This window comes from Paenibacillus paridis, assembly GCF_006345825.1.
GTDB lineage: Bacteria > Bacillota > Bacilli > Paenibacillales > Paenibacillaceae > Pristimantibacillus > Pristimantibacillus paridis.
Genome location: NZ_VCIX01000075.1, coordinates 83,723 through 108,675, shown reverse-complemented (window position 1 = coordinate 108,675; position 24,953 = coordinate 83,723). Strand labels below are relative to the sequence as shown.

The window sequence follows — 24,953 nt, the reverse complement described above, 5'->3', positions numbered from 1 at the left end:
ATCATGGTTTTGTCTAAACTACTATCCTGCCTTATTTTCGGCGCCAGCACAATAAGAACAAGCCAGAGCTTGCGCGAAGCAAGCTCTAGCTTTGAATAACGGGTTACATCGTAATTTCTTTTTTGCCTGACAGCTTGAAGAATAACAGGAGCGATAGGACGGTAATGATGGTAAGAATGGTGGAGAGTGCGGCGGCTACGCCATAATTGCCGCGGATAACCTCCGTATAAATCGCGACGGTCATCGTCTTGGTATTGCCGGTGTACAAAATAATCGACGTGCTCAGCTCGGTTATAATGCTGATCCAGCTGAGTATGGCGCCGGCCACCACGCCGGTAATCATCATCGGCAGCGTAATTTTGAAGAAGGTGCGCATACTTGAAGCTCCGAGACTGATCGAGGCCTCTTCTATACTGTCGTTAACCTGATGCAGCACCGCGGCACTGGAACGAATCGTATAAGGCAGCCGCCGGATAACGAAGGCTGCAATGATGATAAAGATCGTGCCGCTAAGCACCAGAGGCTTCTGGTTAAAGGTGACCAGCAAGGCGATACCCAGAATGGAACCTGGCACAATATAAGGGAACATAGTGAAAACATCGAGAACATTCGCTATTGCGCCTTTACGCTTGACCGTAATATAAGCAATTAGAACGGCGACAAATACGATGATAACAATCGAAATAGCTGCAAGCACAAAAGTGTTATAAATCGAATCGCCAATTTTGGAGAAGGCCGATCGGTAGCTGTCAAAGGAATAGCCTGGCACGAAGATGCGTCCTGACGTTTTCAGGAAGGACGTATACATCACGTACAGCTGCGGCATCAAGGCGATTGCTGTGTACACATAAACGCAAGCATGAGCCACGAAGTTCCACAGTCCGTTTGCTTTCTTTGGCTCGATGGGATTAAGGGCGCTCATCGTAAAGGATTTACGGTTGGAAATATACTTTTGCAGCAGGAAGACGGAAGTCGCAAAGAGGACGACGAGTACGCTGATCGCGGCAGCAAATCCGTCATCGCCGCCAACCTCACTTATAAATTCCGTAAAGATAAGGACAGGAATTGTCTTGTAGCCCTCGCCGATCAGCATCGGCGTACCGAAGTCAGCAAGCGCGCGCATGAATACGAGCAGGGCGCCAGCCAAGATGGTCGGGGTTACAAGCGGCACCAGCACCTTCCACATTTTGCGGAGCCCTGTATAATTCATGCTCTCGGCAGCTTCTATTAAAGAATGGTCTACATTTTTTAATGCTCCGGATACATACATGAACACAAGGGGAGAGAGCTGCAAAGTCAGGACGAGCAGAATCCCGGTGAATCCATAAATATCGGGCATGGCAATGCCGAACACCTTGCTTACGAAGTTAGTAATGACGCCGTTTCTGCCAAGCAGCAAGATCCAGGAGTAAGCGCCGATGAAAGGCGCGGACATGGAAGAAATCAGGATTAGGATCTGGATCCACTTGCCGCCTTTGATTTTTACCGTAGACATGATATAAGCGAGCGGGCCTGCGATCAGAACAGACAGCACGGTAACGCCGACCGTTACTTTAATGCTGTTAACCAATGCGTTCAAATAATATTTTTTGCTAAAAAACTTCTCGAAGTAAGCAAGTGAAAAGTCGCCAGTAGTGCCGTCCACGAAGCTCTTGATGAGCAGCGTGAACAAGGGATAAGCGAGAAACAGAAGATAAGAAGCAAAGATCAGCAGCGTGATGACCATCCAGACATCGAACTTTTTGCGAGAAGTCATGAACGCACGCTCCCCGTATAATTGACCTCCCCTTGCTCGTCATAAACATTTGCCTTTGCCATATTCGCTTTAAGCCAGACCGTCGTGCCCGGCTGCAAAATCTGGTCGGTCGTAGACTCTTGGGTAATTTCTATGCGCGGGCCGGTCTCCAGATCGACATAATAATGCGTATTTAGGCCAAGGAACACGCTGCTCACGATTTTCGCCCGCAACCCTTGCTGATCTTCAGCAATATAAAATTCCTCGGGGCGAACAGATATTTTTATCGGTGCGTTGCCGTGAATGCCCATGGCATGCTCATTGATGCCTTGGATGCTCTCTTGATAGCCCGCGCCAAATGATACGCTGTATTTGCCGCTCGCATACGTTATGGTTCCGTCGATAATATTCGTGCGTCCGATGAAGGTGGCTACGAATATGTTGGCAGGGCGCTGGTAAATTTCCTGCGGCGTTCCGACGTGCTGAATAATCCCTGATTTCATGACGGCGATTCTGTCGGAGACGGCCATCGCTTCTTCTTGATCATGCGTGACATAGACGGTTGTAATTCCGACCTCTCTCTGAATGTCTTTAATGGCATTGCGCATTTCAACCCGGAGCTTGGCATCCAAATTGGATAACGGCTCATCCATCAGAAGCACATCCGGCCGAATGACGATGGCTCTTGCGAGTGCTACGCGCTGCTGCTGGCCGCCGGAGAGGTTTTTGGGCATTCTGTCTTTATATTCCTCAATTTGCACGACTTTTAGTATATCTTCTACTTTGCGATGAATGTCATCCTTGTTGTTCTTGCGATTTTGCAAGCCGAAGGCGACATTGCCTTTGACCGTCAAATGCGGGAAGATCGCATAGTTTTGAAAGACCATGCCAATGTTTCTTTTGCCCGGCGCCACTTGATTGATAACGCGTTCATTAAATTGAATCGTTCCGTCCTCGATGCTGTTAAAGCCGGCAATCATTCGGAGCAGCGTTGTTTTGCCGCAGCCTGATGGGCCAAGCAGGGTGAAAAACTCACCCTGCTTGATGTCTAAGGACAGCTCGGGAATGACCTTGGTCGCCCCGTATTTTTTGACAACATCCCGGAAAGATATCGTTACACTCATTCTCGTCACCTCATCTTGGTTGTATTAATTTTGCAGGCTGGTAAACAAATCGGTGTAACGCTCGATAATTTCCGATTTATGCTCACGTACGTAATCATCGTCTTCCTCTACGACCTGGATCTCGTTCATAGGCTTCATGTGGCTGCCAAGCTTCGCATCCTTGAGGAGCGGGCGGTTCGTCAGCTCCAAGCCGAAGGCATCTTGTGCATCCTGAGAAATGATGAAATCGATAAATTTCATGGCGTTGTCTTCGTTTTTAGAGCCTTTTACGATACCCGCGACAGCATCCAGGAACACGGCGCCTTCGCTTGGGTAGACGATTTTGACAGGAGCGCCGCTTTTGATATAGCTAGCAGCCGGATCTTCATAAGTGAGGGCGACAACATACTCGCCGTCGGCTACGCTTTTGTGTGCCGCGCTTGATCCGCTTGCGATTTTTCCGTCCAGGTTTTTGATTAGCTCTCCGACATAGGACCAGCCCTGCTCCGAGGTATAATCGCCGCCTTTGGCTTTCAGCATATTTGTTAACTGGGCAAAAGCGGAGCTTGAGCTTGCCGGGTCTGCCGTAGCGATTTTGCCTTTCAGCTGCGGATTAAGCAAATCCTCATAGCTGTCAATTTTGATGTCGCCAGCAAGATTCGTATTAACTAGGAGCACGCTTGCGTCTGAGATATAAGAGGTCATGAAGCCTGCTTCATTGTGATGGCCATCCAGCAGGTTTTTGTCATTGGGGGAAACATAGGGCTCGAACAGCTCTTCGTTGCTCATGAATAGGGCATGTGAGCCGCCGAACATAACATCGGCATAGGGTTTCTCTTTTTCCGATTGCAGCCGTTTCAGCAATTCGCCAGTGCCTGCCGATACGAGCTCGACGGTAATACCGGTTTGCTTCTCAAACATAGGAATCAAGGTATTGATGATGTCTTCGCTGTTCGGCGTATAGACGACCAGCTTCGTGCTCGCTTTGTTACCGCCTTCATCTTTGCTTGTGCTTCCGCATGCTGCCAACAATCCTACAATCAACACTAGAGATGTTATTAAACCTAACGTTTTCTTCAATAGTTTCGCCCCCTAAGTGGAATATACGTTAATATTATCAGGTTTAAAAATGATGAAAATCCTATAATTCATAAATAACGTCTAAAATACACAACAATAAGTTGGTTATATCATGGAAATCACGTTTAAAGTAAGAAAATATAACGTTAAGTTAATTAAAATCACGTATCGTCTTCATTTTTCGGTAAGCTAGCATCCCGATCGTGAACATGGCGATGCCGCTTAAAGTGATGATGAGTGCGGGTCCGTAAAGGTCAGATAGAGTTGAGAAGATCGCGAGGCCAATCGGTGGCGTGACGCTGGTCAACGCGCCTATCAGCCCAAATACTCTTCCTTGTAAAGCTGGTTCGATGGCCACACGAAGGGCAATGAAAATAATTGTCGTGCTAAAGGAGAAGAGGAATCCGACCAGCAGGATGAGCGGTAATGCGATGGCGGCCGAAGGCATCTGGGCGATGGCAACGAAAGCGGGACCCATGAGCAATACGCTGCCCAATATCCATTTGCCACGGTGCTTCAATCGTTGGTCGAGCCGCATGATGAGTATAGAACCTATGACGTAGCCCATCGGAATACAAGCCTCCATGAGGCCGAAAATGATGGGCTTCGCCTCCCATACCTGAACGACCATGACCTGAATGAGCATAAAGGTGGACAGGAAGAAGAACATGACAAGCGGCAGCAAAAGGACGGCAGCTTTGGCGAAGGGATTGTTCCAGACATAACGGAAGCCATCGGTCAGGTCATGTTTAAAGCTCGCTTGCGGCTTGCTCGTATCCTTTGCTGCTGCATAAGGGAATATACCTGCGAATAGCAGCAATAGAGCGGATACGAGAAACGCAGCGGCATCGATGGCGATTGCAAATGCTCCGCCGAGGAATGCTACGGCGATACCGCCGAGCGCATAGCCCATAATACGGGTCATATTATCTGAGATGCTGATAGCGCCGACCGCTTGGGTGAGCTGTTCCTTGCCGACGATTTCGATCAGCGAGGCTTGAAAGGCGGGGCTGCGAAATACGCCGACAAAAGCGACAAGCCCGGATAGGAGAACGATATAGAAAAATGGAATATCAGGCAAATAAATAAGGACCGCCATAGCGCCTACGAGGAAAAAACGGACGATATCGGTTACCCACATCAGCTTGCGGCGATCCACACGATCGGCAATCGTGCCCGCGAATGAGCCGAATACCATATTAATAATTAACTGCGTAATAAGTACGGCCGACATGAGCTTAGCGCTGCCGGTCGTTTGCAGTACCCATAGATTGATGGCGATGCTGTGAAAGGTGTTTCCGAGCAAGGAGAGGCTGTAGCTGGAGAAGACGGCGAGAAAAGCGCGGTTGCGCCAAATGGACAGGCTCTTTGACGGTTGCTGCGCGAGAGCTGCTTGCTCTTCATTTGTTTTGTTGGCTAATTCAAGCATGTTGGATTCCTCCTGATTTTGGTTTGCCATTAGGAATATGGAAGGGCATAAGCTCAATCCATGGCTTGTTTTAAAGAATGGTACTTAAACGTTTAAGTTATCGTGGAAAATAGCAGAGATCACTCTGCTCATGTGTAGGACGATTCGATTAGATAAAGGAAGTGGCAGGTTGAATTGCTATTACGGCGTTACGATTGAGAGGGTTTGACATGCAGGTATTTGTTTTCGGGCCCTTGCATCGGATTCACAAGCAGCTGCAGCATGAGCTTGAAAGCTTCCTCCGCTTTGCCGGTTTGAAAGGCTATCCGTGCTGCTGATGGTGGGAGGATCTCGGGGCAGTCCGCTGTACAAATAACAGTGAACGCAGCGGGATCTGTGAATTTAGCTGCGGCAAGCGCAGCGAACTCACCCAGAATAATGCCAGGTCTATGATCATTTCGGCTAAGGAAAGCTTGAAGCTGCGATTCATTGGTTAAGATATGAATGGAACGTTGATCGATCCCTGAGCTGCTGCAAATATAGTCTACAAGCTCGGAGTTATTGAAGCTGTCGACAATGAGGTAGCCGTGCTGCAGTTCTGCCCTAGTAAATGCGTGCGTGAATACGGCGGAATAATCATAATTAACCTTATAAAATAAAGGGTCATCGATGATGCTGTCGATCACGATCAGTGGAACGCCTGAAGAAAAGTAGCTGGAAATCAGATGGAAATATTCCGTTTTGACATCTACGACAAAGACGCCATCCAGCTTGCGCTCGGATATGATGTCCAGCTTTGGATCGGAAGCATCGAGGCTAAACAGCACAACATGGTAGCCCTTCGTTGACAACAGCTTCTCCAACCGGCTGACAAATTGCGCATAACGGAGCTGCTGCCAGATGCTGTCATCCTCGTTTTTGTTGATGAGGATGCCAATCAAGCCGGATTTTTGTTTGACGAGTGATCGGGCGGCCAGGTTGGGCACGTAATTCAATTGTTTCGCAGCCTCAAGCACCCGGCATTTGGTCTCTTCCGGGATCGTTTGATTCGTCACATTGTTGAGCACGTAGCTCACTGTTGCGACAGAAACCTCGGCGGACTTCGCAATGTCCTTAAGCGTTGCTTTTTTGATGTGAAATCAGCTCCTTAGCCGCAGGAATGGATTCGTATAATTGTCACTTAATCGTTTAAGTTATTATGGCATGAAAAATTAGTTATTGTCTAGTGGTTTCTGGACTGAATTTTGTAATGATTCTGTTGTGTGGAGCTACTGTGCGGATACATACATGCTGGCATTAAGAAAAGGCAGTCCCAGTAGGACTGCCTGGCGGCAAATACTCGTTATGCGGTTGTTTGCTCCAAAATAATAAAGCCGTAAGCAGGGAGGCTGAGCTGAAGCAAGCCGTCTGAATGGCTGGAGATTAAGGTGCCTTCCGTTTTGTCACTGGTACTCGAAAGCAATACGCGCCATGAGGATTCATGGCTGATTTCTGTCTGTACAGCCGTTGCAGCCGGAGAACCGTCAAACGCGGCTTCAGCGTTCAAATCTTCGGTTGATTCTTCAGTAAGCGTGCTGACGGGTGCTTTTAACGCCTCGTCCGTCGCAGCGGTTGCTTCTTGCTTGGTGGCGAAGCCGGTGAATTCGACAACATATGGCGTTAAACCGTTCTCGGACGCCGCCGCTTCAATGGCAAAGCGAAGGTCTGCTGCTTCGGCGCGCGCGTTCATGGCAACAAGGATACGCTGCTTGCCTTCGCGTCTTTCATAAGCTAGCGTTCCTCCTGCTTGTCCAATATGAACGAAGCGGATATCCGTGCTGCGGAGTGCGGAGTAGCGGTGGCGGAGATGGATAGCCGCCTGATAAAACTTGAGCAGCTCGGCATCTTGCTCGGCAGGGTCCCAGACCATGCATTTGCGACAGCCGGGATCACCGGAGCCGTTCATGCCTACCTCATCCCCATAATAAATACATGGCGTGCCCGGATAGGTTAGTTGGAATAAGGAGGAAAGCTTCATGGCCCCGATGTTATCTCCGCAAATCGTAAGCAGTCGCGGCGTATCATGGCTATCGAGCAGGTTGAATGCCGTCTCCGTTACTTGCTGCGGGTAAGCGGCAAGCTGGGCGCCGATCGCATCTGTGAATGCTGTAGCATCAATGGTTTGGTAAGCGAAAAAGTCGAGCACAGCGTTCGTAAGCGGATAGTTCATGACTGCATCGAATTGATCGCCCTGCAGCCACATCATCGAATCATGCCAAATTTCGCCCAAAATATAAGCTTCGGAATTAACGGCCTTAACGGTCTGACGGAACTCGCGCCAAAACTGGTGATCCACCTCGTTGGCAACGTCCAGCCGCCAGCCGTCGATGCCAATTTCCTCGATCCAGTAACGTGCAACGTCAAAGAGATACTTCTTCACCTCGGGATGCTCGGTATTCAGCTTGGGCATTAGCGGCTCGAAGGCGAACGTTTCGTAGGAAGGAACGCCATTCACCACCTGCAGCGGCCATTCGCGCACGTAGAACCAATCCGCATATTTCGATTGCTGGCCATGCAGCTGCGCATCGACAAATGGCGGGAAGGTTTTGCCGGAGTGGTTGAATACCGCATCCAGCAGGACACGGATACCGCGAGCGTGGCAAGCATCAACTAGCTCCTTAAGCTTCTCGTTGGTGCCAAAATGCGGATCGACCTTCATATAATCCTGCGTATCGTATTTGTGATTCGTTGTCGCTTCAAATAGCGGCGTAAAATAAACCGCGTTAATGCCGAGCTCGGAGATATGGTCTAAATGGTCCAGCACACCCTGCAAGTCCCCGCCAAAAAAGTTTTGGGGAGTCGGCTCGCCGCCCCATGGCAGCACATTCGCAGGATTAAGCGAGGGATCGCCATTGGCGAATCGCTCCGGGAAAATTTGATAGAAGACAGCATCCTTTACCCATGCCGGCGGTTCAAACACATCAATCGGATTAATATAAGGGAAATCAAAAAACGTATTCGAATTATCTGGCAGCTCCGCCTCAAAGCCTTTGTCCGTCAAAATAACCGTTTCAGTGCCGCTTATTAAGCGAAACGCATAACGCAGCCTGCGAAAAGGGGGGATCACCGCAGTTTCCCAATAATCGAAGCGTGCGTCAGAGGACATGATCCGCATCGGAACGGTCGTTAAGGTTTGCTCCCAGGCATATTTATCGCCGACAACTGCTTCCACAAGCGTGGCGTCGTTTTTTTTCGTTCGCACACGGAGGTGCAGCGTTTTGCCGTCATAGGCGTAAGCCCAGTTTTGTTTTGGCCGGTGATAGACTGCTTCTAATAACATCAAGATCGCTCCTTCAAAGTAAGGGATAATAAAATAGAAAATAGAGGATGAAAACGCGAAAAAAGGTACAACCTCTGCTTATAAAAGCCGAGGTTGTACCTTTTTCCATAACACGTTCAGGCGCCGCTCACGCGAAGCATCATGCGAACATATGGTTTCGGTAGCATTGCCTTTCTATTGTAACTCTCAACACATTTATTATACATAAATTGCACGTATTGTACTAGACCGTTTTTGAAAAAAAAGTTTACGCAAGCACCGTTTCATGAGCTTGGGATTCCAAGTAGCGCTCGCAATCCAGAGCGGCCATACAGCCGCTTCCTGCAGCCGTAATCGCCTGGCGGTAATTGCGGTCCTGCACATCGCCACAGGCGTAAACGCCAGGGATGTTTGTCTCCGAAGTACCAGGCTTAACGATGATATAACCTTGATCGTCCGTATCGATTTGTCCGCCAAGGAAGGCGGTATTAGGCGTGTGCCCGATGGTAATAAATAAGCCGTCTGACTCAAGCAGCTCTTCCTCGCCCGTTTCATTGTTACGGACTTTAAGGCCCTGCAAGCCCATGCCTGTAGCAGCAACCTCAAGCGGTGTGCGATTCAAGCTCCAAACGATTTTTTCGTTGGCGCGTGCGCGGTCCTGCATAATTTTTGATGCGCGCAGGTCTTCCCGGCGATGCACGAGTCTTACTTCGGAAGCAAAGCGTGTAAGGAATACCGCTTCCTCCATTGCGGAGTCGCCGCCACCGACGACGATGATTTTTTTGCCGCGGAAGAAGAAGCCGTCACAGGTTGCGCAAGTGCTCACGCCGCGGCCAATGTTTTCTTGCTCGCCCGGTATGCCGAGGTACTTGGCCGAAGCGCCTGTGGAGATGATAATCGACTCGGCTTGCAGCTCGCCGATGCCTTCGACGTCAAGCGTGTAAGGACGTTTGCTGAAGTCAACGCTTTTCACGGAGCCGGTTTTGAATTTTGCGCCAAAACGCTGAGCTTGCTTTCTCATATTGGACATCAGCTCGCTGCCGAGAATGCCGTCAGGGAAGCCAGGGAAGTTTTCAACCTCCGTCGTCGTTGTCAACTGGCCGCCTGGCTGCCAGCCCTCAATCACAAGTGGCTCCATGTTCGCTCGTGCAAGGTAGATCGCTGAGGTAAGTCCGGCAGGGCCGGTACCGATAATAATCGTTTTGTATGTCATCTATGTTCTCCTCCATTCACAAATTCACTGAGATAATAAATACTACTTTAAAATTATTACAATCTAGATATAAAGTCAATATCGTTCATGTAACGTTCATGTTGGTGAGGTATGCTGATTAAATCGACTACATAAGCCAAACTGGAGGAAGCAGATTATGCCAAAAATTGTCGTTGCCGATGATGATCCGAACATTCGTGAACTGGTCAGTCTTTTTTTGAAAAGAGAAGGCTACCAGGTCGTTGAAGCCATAGATGGGGTAGACGCGTTAAGCAAGCTGGAGGCGGTGCGCGCCGATCTGGCGATTATTGATGTGATGATGCCGCGGATGGACGGCTGGGCGCTTTGCGCTGCCATGCGGGCAAGCTATGATATTCCACTGCTCATGCTGACAGCCAAAGGAGAGACTACGCAGAAGTTGAAGGGCTTTGAGCTTGGCGCGGATGATTATATGGTCAAGCCGTTCGATCCGCCGGAGTTGGTAGCGAGGGTAAAGGCGCTGCTCAAAAGATACCGGATTACCGCGTCGCAAACCGTAGAGTTCGGCGCAGTCGTCATGAACCAAACCGATTTTCAAATGACTGCCGGAGGGGAGGGAACTACCCTGCCGCCGAAGGAATTCGAGCTGCTCTTTAAGCTGGCGAGCTACCCTGGCAAAACCTTTGCGCGCGACCAATTGATCGAGCAGATTTGGGGCATGGCTTACGAGGGGGACGAGCGAACGGTTGATGTGCATATCAAAAGGCTGCGTGACCGTTTTCCCGAGGAACAGTACCGGTTCCGTATCGTCACGATTCGCGGGCTAGGCTACCGGCTGGAGGAATGGGCATGATTCGCAGCTTGTACGTCAGGATCACCGCTACCTTTCTTATTATTGTTCTCATTAGTATCGGCGTAGCTTTTTTATTTACGAATCAAATGTTCAAAAGGGATGCAAGGGGGCAACTGCCCAATCAGATGGATAAGTCGATCGATCGGATCGAACAGCTATATGCCGTGTCCAAGCCGTCATCCATGCAGGAGTTTCTGAATGAAATGTCCGCGTTGCAAGGGCAGTCCATTATAGCGATTAACAGTGTCAACCGACTGGTCGCAGTTGGTGATCGCAGCGAGCTGATGGTGGAGAGACTCACTTATGATCAGCTGGCGAGGGTATTTAGCGGCAGTACGGTGAGACTGGAAGTATTCAATAGAGAAGAAGGCGGACCGCCACTGCCGCCTGCTTACGGCAGGCTGGTTCAGTTTGGCAATGAGAAATGGGCGCTATTCGTCCAGATGGATCGCTTTCCGCAAAACAGCAACTTCATATGGACCGCTGTCACGCTGCTCGTTACGCTGCTCTTGGTCGGCAGCGTTCTAATTCTCGTGGCAGCCCGCTACTTGGTGCGGCCGCTGAAGATGATGACGAATGCGGCTACCCGGATGTCGGAAGGGGATTTCTCTGTCCGTCTGCCCGCGAGGCGCGGAGACGAGCTTGGCGAGCTTGCCGAGGGCATGAACAAAATGGCGCTTAGCCTCTCCCAGCTCGAGATGATGCGGCAGGATTTTGTATCTAATGTATCCCATGAGATTCAATCGCCGCTCACCTCAATCGGCGGCTTTGCGGAAGCGCTGCGGAGCGAGGAAGTCACAGAAGCAGAGCGGGAAAGGTACATCAACATCATTAAGCAAGAGAGCATGAGGCTGTCCCGTTTAAGCGAGAATTTGCTTAATTTGGCGTCGCTGGACTCCCAGCAGCATCCGTTTCATCCGCAAACCTACCGGCTGGATCGCCAGCTGCGCGATGTAGTTTTGGCCTGCGAGCCGCACTGGCTGGCTAAGCGCCAGACACTGGAGCTTTATATGGAAGAAACGGTCATCGTGGCTGATCAGGACCAGCTCAATCAGGTGTGGATGAACCTATTTTCCAACAGCATGAAGTTTACGCCAGAGGGCGGGAAAATTTTCTGTTCCTTGACCGAGCAGGACGGCTTTGCGGTCGTTCGCCTGACAGATACGGGTATTGGCATTAGCGAAGAAGACCGCGAGCGCGTGTTTGAACGCTTTTATAAGGGAGACGTATCCAGAGACCGCAGCCAAGGGGGAAGCGGACTCGGGTTATCGATTGCACAAACAATTGTATCCATTCATGGCGGAAGCATTGTGTTGGACCCGGATGCGGACCAGCTTGCGGGAGCAAGCTTTGTCATCCGCCTTCCCCTTGCGCCTCCTGCGAGTTAAATTCGGAATGAACTGATTTGGGAGCATGGCCTGCCATGGAAATAAGGAAAGATTGGATAATCAAGACCAGGTTCGTTATGATGGAAGGAGATAAGCATTTCATGTGGTGAATGAGGGGAGAAGCATAAATGGGGAAACGCATACGGAAGGCCATTATTCCTGCGGGGGGACTCGGGACAAGGTTTTTGCCGGCTACGAAGGCGCAGCCGAAGGAAATGCTTCCGATCATCGATAAGCCTGCCATTCAATACATTGTAGAAGAGGCCGTTCAATCGGGCATCGAAAGCATCATTATCGTCAGCGGACGGAACAAGCGGGCAATTGAGGATCATTTTGATAAGTCGGCTGAGCTGGAAATGGAGCTGGAGGCACGCCATAACGAGGAAATGCTCGAGATGGTCCGTAAAATATCACAGCTTGCAGATATCTATTATGTTCGTCAGCGGGAGCCGCTAGGGCTTGGGCATGCGGTGCTGTGCGCACGCCGCTTCGTTGCTAACGAGCCGTTCGCCGTGCTGCTTGGGGATGATATTTTGAAATCGGACCCGCCTTGCCTGCGCCAAATGATGGATGTGTACGAGCAGCAGCATTCCTCCGTCGTCGCGGTTATGGAGGTGCCTTGGGATCAGACGCACAAATATGGCATCGTTGATATCGAGAGCGACAAGCAGGTCGCGCGCGTTCGCGATATTATTGAGAAGCCAGCTCCGGGGCAAGCGCCGTCCAACTACGCGGTAGTCGGACGCTACGTATTGGACCCTGCGATTTTCGATTTACTGGAGAAAGCGACGCCAGGAAAGGGCGGGGAAATTCAGCTCACGGACAGCTTGCAGCAATTGAACCGGATCGCTCCGCTGTCGGCCTATCGTTTTGACGGCCGCAGGCATGATGTGGGGGACAAGCTAGGCTTCGTTCAGGCTACGATTGATTTTGCGCTGGAGCGGGCAGACTTGGGTGAAGAGGTTCGAAGATATATGCTGGAGCGACTTAAGGAAACGCATAGGTAGAGGATCATGGTGGAGAGACTCAAGGAAGAATCGCATAGGTTGACCATAAAGATGGAAGAATCGCTTTGGAGCGGTTCTTTTTTTGTTTTATAGAAGATGAACGAAAGAGATGAAGGGTAAATAAGCGAGAAGCGAGCTCTTTTGGTGTAGCAGGTCTGTTGTGAGGATGGTTGTTTTCTTGTTCTGTGATTAGGACAAGATCATGTACGTACAAGTTTCGCATATGCTATACTACTAGGCATACAACTAACGGAGCTGAGGTGTGAAGTGAAGGAACAGCAAACGCCTAAATATATGCAATTAAAGCAGCAAATTTTATCCTGGATCGTCACGGCGCAATTCAAGCCGCATGAGAAGCTGCCTTCCGAGAACGAGATTGGCAAGCAGTTCGAAATGAGCCGACAAACCGTTCGCCAGGCTTTGGGCGATTTGGAGCAGGAAGGCTGGCTTTACCGCGCTCAAGGCAAAGGGACCTTCGTATCCGATCAGTCGGCGCCAGAGCGCAGGAATTCGCCGCAAGGCATAACGATTGGCATGATAACGACCCATATCTCCGACTATATTTTTCCTACGATTGTCAGAGGCGTGGAATCCAGTCTGCGCGCGGTTGGGGCACGGCTGCTGCTGGCAAGCACCGACAATGAGAAGGACAAAGAAAAGGACAGCTTGGAGTCAATGCTGCGCGAACCACTGACTGGACTTATAATCGAGCCAACGAAAAGCGCGGAGGGAAATCCGAATTTTAATTACTTTTTGGCGCTTGATGCGCTCAAAATTCCTTATGTCATGCTCAATGAGCGGTATAGCGACGTCGATGCGCCGTGCCTGCGCGTGGACGACGAGTTGGGCGGCTATCGCGCTGCCGAGCATTTAATTGCGCAGGGACATACGCGTATTGCGGGATTTTTTAAGACGGATGATTTCCAAGGCGTGCATCGGATGCGCGGTTTTCTCCGGGCTCATCGGGAGCAGGGATTAACGGTTCCGCCGGACTTTCTTCTACGCTACACAACGGAGGAGAAGCAGGAGAAGCCGGTGCAGGCGCTGTTCGCCATGCTTCAGCGGGAAGCGGAGCAGCGGCCAACGGCCATCATTTGCTACAATGACGAATTAGCGGTCCGCATGCTCGATATTGTGCGCCAGATCGGGCTGGCTGTGCCGGAGGATCTATCGATTATCGGCTTTGATGACGCGAATCTGGCAACGGCAACCGAGGTGAAGCTAACGACGGTAGCCCACCCGAAAACCGAGATGGGGGCAGACGCTGTCGAGCTGCTGCTCGGCATGGTAGAGAAGCAGCGCCGCCAGACCGTGGACAAAATCTACGATCCAAAGCTTGTCATCCGTGAATCAACGCAAGCGCCGACGATACCAAGCTAGTGCTGTTTTGAAGCAGCACGGCTAGACCATGGACAAAATCTACGATCCAAAGCATTGTCATACGTGAATCAACGCCAGCGCCAGCGACACAAAACTAGGCCTGTCTTAATGCGCGGATTCCCGAAAGGTGTGCCTGGCACAACCAAAAAAATACGTGACACACTTGTACGTACAACTTATAATAAAATTAGAAGTATTCGATGTTAATGTCCGTATAAGTCAAGACGGGCACACATTGGGATGCAAGCTTGAAGGGAGCGAACGATTCTCATGTTGGAAGCGTTGAAGCATGCGGTTTGGGAAGCGAATATGGACCTTCCGAAATACGGTTTGGTCACTTTTACTTGGGGTAATGTAAGCGGCATCGATAGGGAATCCGGCTATGCGGTTATTAAACCGAGCGGCGTTCCTTACGAGGAGTTGAAAGCGGAGCAGATGGTTGTTGTGGATCTGGACGGCAACGTTGTTGAGGGTAACCTGCGTCCTTCCTCGGATACCGCAACGCATGTGTTATTGTATAAAGCATTTCCGAATATCGGAGGAATCGTGCATACGCATTCGCCATGGGCGACAAGCTGGGCACAGGCCGGACGCGCGATACCCGCGCTGGGTACTACGCATGGCGACTATTTTTACGGTGAAGTTCCTTGCACAAGGGCGATGACAGAAGCGGAAATTACCGGTGCTTATGAGCTTGAAACCGGCAATGTCATCGTGGAAACCTTTACGTCGAACGATATCGATCCTAATCAAGTGCCTTCGGTGCTTGTGAACAGCCATGCTCCGTTCTGTTGGGGCAAGGACCCGCATAATGCGGTTCATAATGCGGTTGTGCTGGAAGAGGTAGCCAAAATGGCGCTGCACACGTTCCAGCTTAACCCGAACGTACAGCCGATGGACCAAGCGCTGCTTGATCGCCACTACTTGCGCAAGCATGGTGTGAATGCCTATTACGGTCAAAAATAAGGAGGACTCGGATAAATGAGCAAAAAATATGCAATTGGCGTAGACTACGGTACGCAATCGGGCCGTGCTGTTCTTGTTGACTTGACGAACGGCGCTGAGGTTGCCGAGCACGTTACCCCTTATACACACCATGTTATCGATGAGAAGCTGCCGGTATCCGGCATTAAGCTAGAGTATGACTGGGCGCTTCAGCATCCGCTTGATTATATTGAAGTGCTGGAATTATCTGTTCCTGCCGTTATGAAGGAATCCGGCATTGATCCTGCTGATGTCATTGGTCTAGGCATCGACTTTACGGCATGTACGATGCTGCCAATCGATGCAGAGGGTCAGCCTCTTTGTGTGCAGGATGCTTACAAGGACAATCCGCATAGCTGGGTGAAGCTGTGGAAGCATCATGCCGCACAGGACGAGGCTAACCTGATCAACGAGATGGCTGCGCAGCGCGGAGAGAAATGGGTACCGCGTTATGGCGGCAAAATCTCCTCCGAGTGGATGATGGCCAAAGCTTGGCAGATTTTGAACGAAGCGCCAGAGATCTACGAGACGGCAGATAAATTCGTAGAAGCAACCGATTGGGTCATCGGACAGCTGACAGGCAATATCGTTCGCAACAGCTGTACGGCTGGTTACAAAGGCATGTGGCACAAGCAAGAAGGTTACCCGAGCAAGGAGTTCTTCAAAGCGCTTGATCCGCGCCTAGAGAATCTGACCGAAACAAAGCTGCGCGGAGAAGTTGTTCCGCTTGGCTCGAAGGCTGGCGACCTGCTGCCGGACATCGCTGCCCGTATTGGCCTAGCGCCAGGCACGGCAATTGCTGTTGGCAACGTTGACGCGCATGCGGCAGTGCCGGGCGTTGGCGTAGTAACGCCAGGCAAGCTGGTTATGGCGATGGGAACATCGATTTGCCATATGCTCCTCGGCACCGAGGAGAAGGAAGTCGAAGGCATGTGCGGCGTCGTTGAGGACGGCATTATCCCGGGTTACTTCGGCTACGAAGCAGGCCAATCGGCGGTTGGCGATATTTTCGAATGGTTTGTGGAGGAATCGGTTCCAGCATACGTGCTGGAGGATGCGGAGAAGGCCGGCGAGAACGTGCATGTGTATTTGACACGCAAAGCTAATGAGCTAAACGTAGGCGAATCCGGCCTGCTTGCGCTGGACTGGTGGAACGGCAACCGCTCCGTATTGGTCGATACGGACTTGACTGGCACGATCTTAGGCTTAACCCTGCTCACGAAACCTTGGGAGGTATACCGTGCCCTGCTTGAAGCAACAGCTTTTGGCACGCGCAAAATCGTCGATGCATTCCACAGTAACGGCGTGGAAGTGAATGAGCTGTACGCTTGCGGCGGCTTGCCTCAGAAGAACGCGCTGCTTATGCAAATCTACGCAGACGTTACGAATCGCGAAATCAAGGTAGCGGCATCCAAGCAGACACCTGCGCTTGGCGCAGCGATGTTCGGAGCGGTAGCGGCTGGCGCAGCGAAAGGCGGCTTCGACAACATCGTGGATGCGGCTCAGAAGATGGCTCGCGTACGCGAAGAAACGTTTAAGCCCATTCCGGCAAACGTTGCAGTGTACGAGAAGCTGTATGCCGAGTACAATCTGCTTCATGATTACTACGGCCGCGGCTCTAACGATGTAATGAAGCGCCTTAAGACAATCAAGGAAGAACAAGCGTAAGCTTGTTTCACAGGTGGGATGATTTCACTCGTGGATGTTCAATATGCAACTCTATTAATGATTGGTGATCTGGTGTAATCAGACTGACTGAGCCATGAATGAATACTTATCAACGGAGGGGATTGATGATATCTTCCGGATGAGTATTTCCTTCATGGCTTGTTTAATAGAGTTCATTATTGTGGACAAAGATATGAATTTAGTCTGGGAACGGGCCGAAAGCGAAGGAGTAGGCTTAATTATAGATCTAATCCAGCATATGGGCTTCAAACGGCCAGTAACTAACTAGCTCTGCGAGACATAGATCTAAAAAATAGATCTATTCCATACAAACTGACCGAAAATGAGGAAATAGATCTAAAAAATAGATCTAATCCGGCAGAGTGGCTCCAAACGGCCAGTAACTAGCTAGCTTCGCGAGACATAGATCTAAAAAATAGATCTATTCCATACAAACTGACCGAAAATGAGGAAATAGATCTAAAAAATAGATCTAATCCGGCAGAGTGGCTCCAAACGGCCAGTAACTAGCTAGCTTCGCGAGACATAGATCTAAAAAGTAGATCTATTCCATACAAACTGACCGAAAGAAGGGAATAGATCTAAAAAATAGATCTAATCCGGCAGATTGGCTCCAAACGGCCAGTAACTAGCTAGCTTCGCGAGACATAGATCTAAAAAATAGATCTATTCCATACAAACTGACCGAAAATGAGGAAATAGATCTAAAAAATAGATCTAATCCGGCAGAGTGGCTCCAAACGGCCAGTAACTAGCTAGCTTCGCGAGACATAGATCTAAAAAGTAGATCTATTCCATACAAACTGACCGAAAGAAGGGAATAGATCTAAAAAATAGATCTAATCCGGCAGATTGGCTCCAAACGGCCAGTAACTAGCTAGCTTCGCGAGACATAGATCTAAAAAATAGATCTATTCCATACAAACTGACCGAAAATGAGGAAATAGATCTAAAAAATAGATCTAATCCGGCAGAGTGGCTCCAAATGAGCAGAAAAAGGTAGTCGAGGTGAGAGATAGATCTAAAAAATAGATCTATTTCATGCAAACTGACCGAAAATAAGGAAATAGATCTAATAAATAGATCTAATCCGGCAGATTGGCTCCAAACTTCCAGTAATTAGCTAGCTATGCGAGAAAAAAATCTAAAAGTAAATCTAATCCGCTCGTTCCCCCACTTTGACTAAAACAATCCCAGCCATAAGCAGCAGCAGCATCCTCGGAAAGAAAAAATAGCTTAGCATAGAAAAGAGGCTTTGCAAACCAAATTTGGTATGCAAAGCCTCTTTTTACGTTCATCTTCCATAAATATTTGAAAAATGACAGATTTGTACAGAAAATGTACAGAATCGCTTGATAAAATAGGGACGATTGTCCTATTACGAAAGGAGGAGGGAAATGCAACTGATCGGGCACCAGTTGCGGTTAATGGCATTACATAATCAAGGAGGAAACAAGCTTGAAACACACGGGTCTGAAGAATGAACAAGACAACAAAAAAAGACGATGGGGTAGGCGTGCAGTTGCGCTGCTGTTAGCGGTTAATTTGCTATCAGGGAGCTTCCTGACAAGCCTTCCACAGGCAGCAGCGGCGTCTGAATCTTCCGGAGGGACGTATTTTACGGATACGGATAATTGGGGTGGAGGACTCGCAGGCACGGCGGCGGATGGCGATCTCGATATCGGTATCAAAAACCAAAACAAACAAACCGCTGACAACTACAGCAAATATCCAGTTGAATTCAAGATTGCGAATGTAGCTGCCCTTCCGACTAAGAGCGCTCATTTGCTGATTCGCGCGCTGGATGTGGATGAGTATGATACGGCGACAAGTACGGTAGGAAACGGCGAATGGGATCGAGTCTATTTCTCGTCAAATCCAGCTGATATTGCTTTCGGCCCGTCTTATACGACTTGGCCTACGACGAGCGCTTGGACGAACGCCATTGCCGGATCAGGCATCCCCACTAGCGGACAAGGATATAAGAAAGAACTTAACGAAGGCGCTTATCTAGGTACCTTATCAGGCAAGGATAGCGTATGGAATACGTCAGTATTGTCCTTTAAGCCAGAGGATTTTGACCGCATCTCATTAGGCGATAACTATGTGGGCGTCACGATTCATCATTTTTACAAGGATTTACGGAGCCTCAGCACAACGCCAAACACAAACTGGCAGATGACTGTCGATTGGGGACAATTAATCATTGACGGCGGTTCAAAAAGAACGGGCGAAATAACGGATGCCAGTGTGAAGGTGGAAAATGGAAAGGTAACGATCGACACGAGTTTTCTTCCTAAGCTGCCCAATAAAAACTACTCCATCGAAGTTAACGTGATTGAGAAGCGAACGGTAGATGGAGAAGTGGTCGAAAAAAACTTGGGATTGGAACAGAAATTGTTCACCACACCAGGTAACGGCGTTAAGACAGATTGGAAAGCGATCACCATATCGGATTCCACAATTAACCCAAACAAGGAATACACAGTGAACATCATCCTGTTTGATGATCGCGGAGAGGGCCGCAGCCAGGAGAAGTATACGAATGCAGGAGAGGCGCAGCATATTTATTCCTTCTCCACGTTTGATCCTACGGTAAAAGATATTGCGAAGCCAGGGCTTCAATATGAGCCAACGAGCTTCGCGGTAACGGATTTCACTAGCCAATTTTATCGGTTAACCGGTCAAGCGCAGTCGGAGAATCTTCAAAAAGTGAAGATCGTCACGCTTCCAGCCGGAGGAACACTTCAACTGTCAGGCGTTGACGTTCAAGCCGGAGACGAAATTGTGAAGGCAGACCTTGGCAACCTGGCATTTGTTCCTGCCGCTTCGGGCTTTACAGGAACGGCTTCGTTCGATTGGAACGGCTATGACGGCACAAAATATGCAGCGCTAGATGCTGTGGTGACGATCACAGCCAATGCCGCTCCAATTGTAACGGCAATCGTGAAAACCATTAACCAAGGTGCAACGCTTGCTTTTACAGCAGCGGATTTTACGAGCCATTATACAGATACAACGAGTCCGGCAGAGAATTTAAGCAAAGTAAAAATTATTTCATTGCCTAATGCGGAACGGGGCAAGCTGTGGTTCAAAAACGGCAACAACCCTGCCGTTGAGGTAGCGGCGGGCAACGAGTTCAATGCGGCTGATCTTGGCAAGCTGAGCTTTGTCCCCGAAGGCGATGCACTTGGACAAGTCACGTTCGAGTGGAACGGTTCAGACGGCAAACAGTATGCCAAAAACAATAACAGGGTAAACATCAACATCAATGCCGCGCCGATCGTAAGCGATATTTCGTTTGCAGCGATTGCGGGTACGGCAGTAGAGCTTAAGGCAAGCGATTTTGCTAATGCCGATGCTTATACCGATGAGGATGAAGATGCATTGTCACAGGTGCGGATTCAATTGCCTGCGAACTTTGCCGATAAGGGCAAACTGCTGTACACCTCTGGTGGCGTAGGCAAGCAGATCGCGTCTGGAACGCCCGCTCTACTCAGCTTGACCGAGCTAAACAGCTTGCGCTTTGTGCCTGATGAGGAATTGGCTGATGACAGCACAGTCGTATTTGATTGGTACGGGCATGACGGGCGTCAATTTTCATTCAGCCCGGCCAAAGTAACCATTACGTATACAAATGCTCCTGTGGTCAGCAATATCGCGAAAGCAGGGCTGCAATACGAACCGATCAGCTTTACGGCTGACGATTTCAAAACCCACTATTCGAAAGAAAACGGAGCTTCCCATGCAGAGGGACTGACAGCCGTGAAAATCGTTACCCTACCGAATGTTGCGGAAGGCTCTTTGCAGCTCGATGGAACAGCGGTTGCCGCTGGCGATGAAATCGATGTCGATAGCTTGGCCAAGCTTGCTTTTGTTCCCGCACCAGGCGGCTTCACAGGCATGGCGAACTTTGATTGGAATGGCTATGACGGTGTGAAATATGCTGCGCTTGATGCAGCGGTCACCATTACAGCCAATGCTGCGCCAGTCGTTGGCCCGATTAACAAATCCAGCTTGAAAGGCGAGACAGTGCCATTCGCTACGGCTGAATTTAACAGTGTTTACAGTGATTCGGATAACGAGAGCTTGACTAAAGTTAAGCTTGTATTGCTCCCGGCAGCGGAGAAGGGCAAGCTTGTTCTTCGCAATGGCGACGGATCGGTAATCGAGATTTCGAATGCGGGCTTTGAGATAGCCGCAAGCGACCTCGGCAAGTTGGCTTTCGTACCAGCGCCAGGCGTTACAGGCAGTGTAACCTTTGACTGGAATGGTTCGGATGGCCAGCAATATGCTAAGGATAGCCAGCAGGTTACGATTACGATTAATACACCGCCTGTAGTTGGCGATATTAACAAAGCAGGGAATTCCGGAATTAGCATAGGTTTTAAAGAGACAGATTTTAAAGAATCACCAAGGTTTACCGATGCGGACGGTGATTCGCTCAAAGCGGTATCGATTACGCTTCCCGTTGATTTTGATGCAAAAGGTACACTTTGGTATTCATCTTCTGTAGGGGAATCGGTATATGTTGCGCCAGGAAATACAACTACTATAGCGGCGCAAAACCTGGACACTCTGAAATTCCAGCCTTCGGCTTCATTGCCGCAAGGCGATACCGTAACGTTTGATTGGAAGGGAAGCGACGGCAAGCAATGGTCCGAAGCGCCTGCCAAAGTAAACATTGCTTACAACGGCAAGCCGGTGGCAGAGACTATTACGGTTAACGTTACGGAAGGCACAACCGATATTATTATTATTTTCAAAGGCACGGATCAAGAGAGCGTTACGGAAATTGTATATGGACTGGAGAGCAATCCGTCCAAAGGAACCATTGAACCGGCTGACTATGATGTTTCAGGAGATACTTGGATCTATAAACCGAATCCGAACTTCATTTCAGGACAGGACAGCTTTACTTATAATGTCACGGATGGAGACGGTCAGACTGGCGATATACCAGCTACCGTAACCATTAATATTCACAGGTCGCTGGACGGCTGGGTGGGAGACAAAGCACAGGGTGATCCTACCGTGAAAATCATCCCAGGCGAGCAGCTCGGGCTTGCAGCTGTGAGCTCATGGCTCGCAGAGGGGGTAACCGCAAATGTGAATGGCGTGATCGTTCCGCTGACGCTTGCCAACCCGGATACATTTATCACGGATGGCTACAAGAAGTGGATCAATACGACGTATTTGCTCCCGGCAGATACTGTCGGCAATCTATACACGGTTACTTTTGCCGCGGTTGATGGAGAGGAAAGGCCGTTAACGGGAGAGCTTTCGAGCAGGCTAACGGATAACCATTTTGAAGTGGTAAAAGCGAATCTGTCGTTATCCGCTAATCCAGATAAAATCCTAGGCGATGGCAAATCGACAACGGACCTTTCAGCGGTGTTGACGAATGCAGACGGTACTCCAATTAAAGACGTTACGGTCGTATTTACCGCGCCAGCAGGCAAAGGGGATTTTGTAGGCGGGAATACAGCTGTCACGAACGAGCAAGGCATAGCTGTGGTGACGTATAAATCTCTGCAAATCACTGGCGTTAGCGAGCAGCAGATCCCTATTCAAGCTAATGTGTACAATAAAGAGCATGGGCTTAAGGCTCAGGATGAAGTCATCATTACATTCCTGCCGGCGGCAGTGAAAGGCTTCATTACCAAAGGCGATACTAACACGCCGGTTGCGGCAGCAAACGTTAGGGTAACGCTAGATCTCAATGGCGACGGGATCATTACGCCAGGTGTGGATTTTGATGAAACGGTCATCACGGATGCAAGCGGCGCTTATTATGTCGTTGTGCCTAAAGGCGATGTTTCCTACGATTTGGAAGTATCACAAACGGTTGACGTAGGAGGCGTACCGACGCCGGTTACCTACAAACAGAAGGCACAGGTTGGCGAGGTTACGGGTGCAGGCGAAGAAAACTTCGACTCCGAGAAGACGGTTACCGGCATTGTGCTGCTTAAACAGCCAACGGGAGCCAGCTCGCTGTTCAGCGGCGACCTGCTTGCCAAGACTCATATTTATGTCAAAAAAGCCGATGGCACTTATGTGCTTGAAGGCGGCTCTCCAAAAGCGTTTGAGCTTAATGGCCAAGGCGTATTCCACGCTGACGGACTCGCTATTGGCGAGTATGAGCTGGAGATCGGATATGAGATCGAGCCAGGGAAGACGATCACTTTTAGCCGCGCTGCGGTGAGTGTAACGGCATCAGGAGAATTAAATATTTCCGAAGCGCTTGTCGATCCCTACGGCACGATTACCGATGCGGTCACGAAAGCCGTGATCGAGGGTGCGGAGGTTGAACTCCGTTATGCGGATACGGCGCGGAATAAAGGCAAGGGAGTCACTCCGGACGAGAAGGTCGTTCTACCGGCATTGGTAGGCTTCGCGCCTAACGATAATGCAAGTCCGCTGCAGCTTAGCGACGCGCATGGCTTCTATGCTTATATGGTATATCCGGAAACGGACTACTACTTGCTCGTAACGAAAAATGGCTATCAAAGCTACAGAAGCCCAGTTCTTTCGGTAGAGTGGGAGATCGTGAGGCATGATTTGGAGCTGACTCCATTCACAGCGTCTGCCCCTGCTGCGAACCCGGCGTTAACTCTTTCTGTAGATAAAAACAAAGTCAAAGAAGGAACCAAGACCACAGTAACGGTCGAATACAAAAACACGTCAAGCAGCACACTTGCCGCAGGCGAGATTAAAGTAACGATTCCAGCAGACGCAGTCATTATCGATGCTGCAGGCGGTACGGTTACTGGACAGACTATCGTATGGAAAGTTGCGAATGTGGCTGGCGGTCAAGGCGGAAGCTACAAAATTACGCTTGAATGGCCTCTGATGAAGGCAGCCGATACGGCTTTTGATATTTCAGGCGAGCTTCTCGCTAACGGCGTAACCATTAAGTCATCGGTAAAAATCAACGTGTTCTCCGAACGCTTTGGCGAGCTTACGCATTACCGCTATATTCTTGGCTATCCTGACAAGGAATTCAAGCCTGAGGGCTCATTAACCCGGGCTGAGCTGGCGGCAATTGTTGCAAGGTTGACTGAGAATGTGACTATCGATTCCACTTTACCATTCAACGATATTCGCGAAGGGCACTGGGCAACGAATTACATTAAAATTGCTGTAAAACACAACTATTTTAGCGGTTATGAAGACGGTACGTTCCGTCCGGACGCAGCCGTAACAAGAGGCGAGCTCGCTTCGGTTATGGCGCGTTTCCTGAAGCTTGAGGTTAGCGAGCCGGCAACGGCGCACTTCAAGGATACGAACGGGCACTGGGCGGCGAACACGATTGAAGCCTTGTATAACGGCAAGTTTTTGAACGGTTATCCAGATGGCAGCTTCAAGCCGAAAAATGCGATTATCCGCGTTGAGGCTGTTACGATGATTAACCGCATGCTATACCGTGGACCATTGCAGGGATTAGCTCCGTTATTCCCGGATATGCCAGCGAACCATTGGGGCTTCGGCGATGTACAGGAAGCGACGCTTTCCCATAAAGCGGAGCGGAATGCAGACGGAAGTGAAAAATGGCTGGAAACGGTCAGCGATAGCGTGAAATAAAATAGATTTAAATAAACAGTGTGATAAAATACTTTGAAAAACAGCCTGTTTTGGTCGATGACCGGAACGGGCTGTTTTTTTGTAAATGTAAGAACTTATAGGCTGTATGCGAAAACGTTTTATTTCATTTCATCGAGTAACGGATACAGTCCTTTTGCTGCGGAAGGGAAGCCATTTCTTTTTTGACTGTCAGTCTAATGTCCTCAGAATATGGTTCTTGTCATCGAGGACGATGGCGGCCTTAATAATCGC

General features: G+C 49.6%; 14 protein-coding genes. 7 read left to right on the top strand and 7 right to left on the bottom strand.

Annotated elements, in window-relative coordinates; translation table 11 throughout:
• Nucleotides 1-103 precede the first annotated feature (103 nt).
• The 7 genes from FJQ58_RS06695 to trxB form a co-directional block, all read right to left on the bottom strand.
• Nucleotides 104-1,756 (bottom strand): ABC transporter permease, encoded by a 1,653-nt coding sequence (locus FJQ58_RS06695; protein ID WP_139991649.1) that lies wholly within the window; start codon nt 1,754-1,756, stop codon nt 104-106.
• Complete coding sequence (locus FJQ58_RS06690; protein ID WP_139991648.1) at nt 1,753-2,859, bottom strand: ABC transporter ATP-binding protein; 1,107 nt, start codon at nt 2,857-2,859, stop codon at nt 1,753-1,755. The genes FJQ58_RS06695 and FJQ58_RS06690 overlap by 4 nt, the downstream gene beginning before the upstream one ends.
• A 24-nt stretch (nt 2,860-2,883) precedes the next feature.
• Nucleotides 2,884-3,918, bottom strand: coding sequence for an ABC transporter substrate-binding protein (locus FJQ58_RS06685; RefSeq protein ID WP_139991647.1), 1,035 nt, complete (start codon nt 3,916-3,918; stop codon nt 2,884-2,886).
• Between the two features lie 151 nt (nt 3,919-4,069).
• Nucleotides 4,070-5,347, bottom strand: a complete 1,278-nt coding sequence (locus tag FJQ58_RS06680; protein ID WP_162341353.1) for an MFS transporter — start codon at nt 5,345-5,347, stop codon at nt 4,070-4,072.
• A 188-nt stretch (nt 5,348-5,535) separates the two neighbouring features.
• The gene (locus FJQ58_RS06675) at nt 5,536-6,435 is read right to left on the bottom strand and encodes a LacI family DNA-binding transcriptional regulator (RefSeq protein ID WP_274382320.1); all 900 of its coding nucleotides are present in this window, start codon (nt 6,433-6,435) and stop codon (nt 5,536-5,538) included.
• Between the two features lie 233 nt (nt 6,436-6,668).
• Nucleotides 6,669-8,645, bottom strand: coding sequence for a glycoside hydrolase family 13 protein (locus FJQ58_RS06670; RefSeq protein ID WP_139991644.1), 1,977 nt, complete (start codon nt 8,643-8,645; stop codon nt 6,669-6,671).
• A gap of 247 nt (nt 8,646-8,892) precedes the next feature.
• Nucleotides 8,893-9,837, bottom strand: coding sequence for a thioredoxin-disulfide reductase (gene trxB / locus FJQ58_RS06665; RefSeq protein ID WP_139991643.1), 945 nt, complete (start codon nt 9,835-9,837; stop codon nt 8,893-8,895).
• 157 nt (nt 9,838-9,994) lie between these two features.
• Here trxB and FJQ58_RS06660 point away from each other — a divergent pair, with 157 nt between their 5' ends.
• The 7 genes from FJQ58_RS06660 (at nt 9,995) to FJQ58_RS06630 (ending at nt 24,701) form a co-directional block, all read left to right on the top strand.
• Nucleotides 9,995-10,669 carry a response regulator transcription factor gene (locus FJQ58_RS06660; protein WP_139991642.1) on the top strand — a complete coding sequence of 225 codons (675 nt, stop codon included), beginning with the start codon at nt 9,995-9,997 and terminating at the stop codon, nt 10,667-10,669.
• On the top strand, nt 10,666-12,057 hold the full coding sequence (locus FJQ58_RS06655) for a HAMP domain-containing sensor histidine kinase (RefSeq protein WP_139991641.1): 1,392 nt from the start codon (nt 10,666-10,668) through the stop codon (nt 12,055-12,057). The genes FJQ58_RS06660 and FJQ58_RS06655 overlap by 4 nt, the downstream gene beginning before the upstream one ends.
• A 128-nt stretch (nt 12,058-12,185) precedes the next feature.
• Entirely contained in the window at nt 12,186-13,064 is an 879-nt protein-coding gene (gene galU / locus FJQ58_RS06650) for a UTP--glucose-1-phosphate uridylyltransferase GalU (RefSeq protein ID WP_139991640.1), read from the top strand.
• 267 nt (nt 13,065-13,331) lie between these two features.
• Complete coding sequence (locus FJQ58_RS06645) at nt 13,332-14,444, top strand: GntR family transcriptional regulator (protein WP_139991639.1); 1,113 nt, start codon at nt 13,332-13,334, stop codon at nt 14,442-14,444.
• 270 nt (nt 14,445-14,714) lie between these two features.
• On the top strand, nt 14,715-15,410 hold the full coding sequence (araD, locus tag FJQ58_RS06640; protein WP_139991638.1) for an L-ribulose-5-phosphate 4-epimerase: 696 nt from the start codon (nt 14,715-14,717) through the stop codon (nt 15,408-15,410).
• A 15-nt stretch (nt 15,411-15,425) separates the two neighbouring features.
• Nucleotides 15,426-17,096 (top strand): ribulokinase, encoded by a 1,671-nt coding sequence (locus FJQ58_RS06635; RefSeq protein WP_139991637.1) that lies wholly within the window; start codon nt 15,426-15,428, stop codon nt 17,094-17,096.
• Between the two features lie 1,479 nt (nt 17,097-18,575).
• The gene (locus FJQ58_RS06630; protein WP_139991636.1) at nt 18,576-24,701 is read left to right on the top strand and encodes an S-layer homology domain-containing protein; all 6,126 of its coding nucleotides are present in this window, start codon (nt 18,576-18,578) and stop codon (nt 24,699-24,701) included.
• Nucleotides 24,702-24,953: the final 252 nt, after the last annotated feature.

What these genes read in the sequence shown, in the direction of transcription:
- galU (WP_139991640.1), top strand. Translation starts at nt 12,186, where the DNA reads ATGGGGAAACGCATACGGAAGGCCATTATTCCTGCGGGGGGACTCGGG.
- FJQ58_RS06680 (WP_162341353.1), bottom strand. Translation starts at nt 5,347, where the DNA reads ATGCTTGAATTAGCCAACAAAACAAATGAAGAGCAAGCAGCTCTCGCG.
- FJQ58_RS06660 (WP_139991642.1), top strand. Translation starts at nt 9,995, where the DNA reads ATGCCAAAAATTGTCGTTGCCGATGATGATCCGAACATTCGTGAACTG.
- FJQ58_RS06635 (WP_139991637.1), top strand. Translation starts at nt 15,426, where the DNA reads ATGAGCAAAAAATATGCAATTGGCGTAGACTACGGTACGCAATCGGGC.
- trxB (WP_139991643.1), bottom strand. Translation starts at nt 9,837, where the DNA reads ATGACATACAAAACGATTATTATCGGTACCGGCCCTGCCGGACTTACC.
- FJQ58_RS06670 (WP_139991644.1), bottom strand. Translation starts at nt 8,645, where the DNA reads ATGTTATTAGAAGCAGTCTATCACCGGCCAAAACAAAACTGGGCTTAC.
- FJQ58_RS06690 (WP_139991648.1), bottom strand. Translation starts at nt 2,859, where the DNA reads ATGAGTGTAACGATATCTTTCCGGGATGTTGTCAAAAAATACGGGGCG.
- araD (WP_139991638.1), top strand. Translation starts at nt 14,715, where the DNA reads ATGTTGGAAGCGTTGAAGCATGCGGTTTGGGAAGCGAATATGGACCTT.
- FJQ58_RS06695 (WP_139991649.1), bottom strand. Translation starts at nt 1,756, where the DNA reads ATGACTTCTCGCAAAAAGTTCGATGTCTGGATGGTCATCACGCTGCTG.
- FJQ58_RS06655 (WP_139991641.1), top strand. Translation starts at nt 10,666, where the DNA reads ATGATTCGCAGCTTGTACGTCAGGATCACCGCTACCTTTCTTATTATT.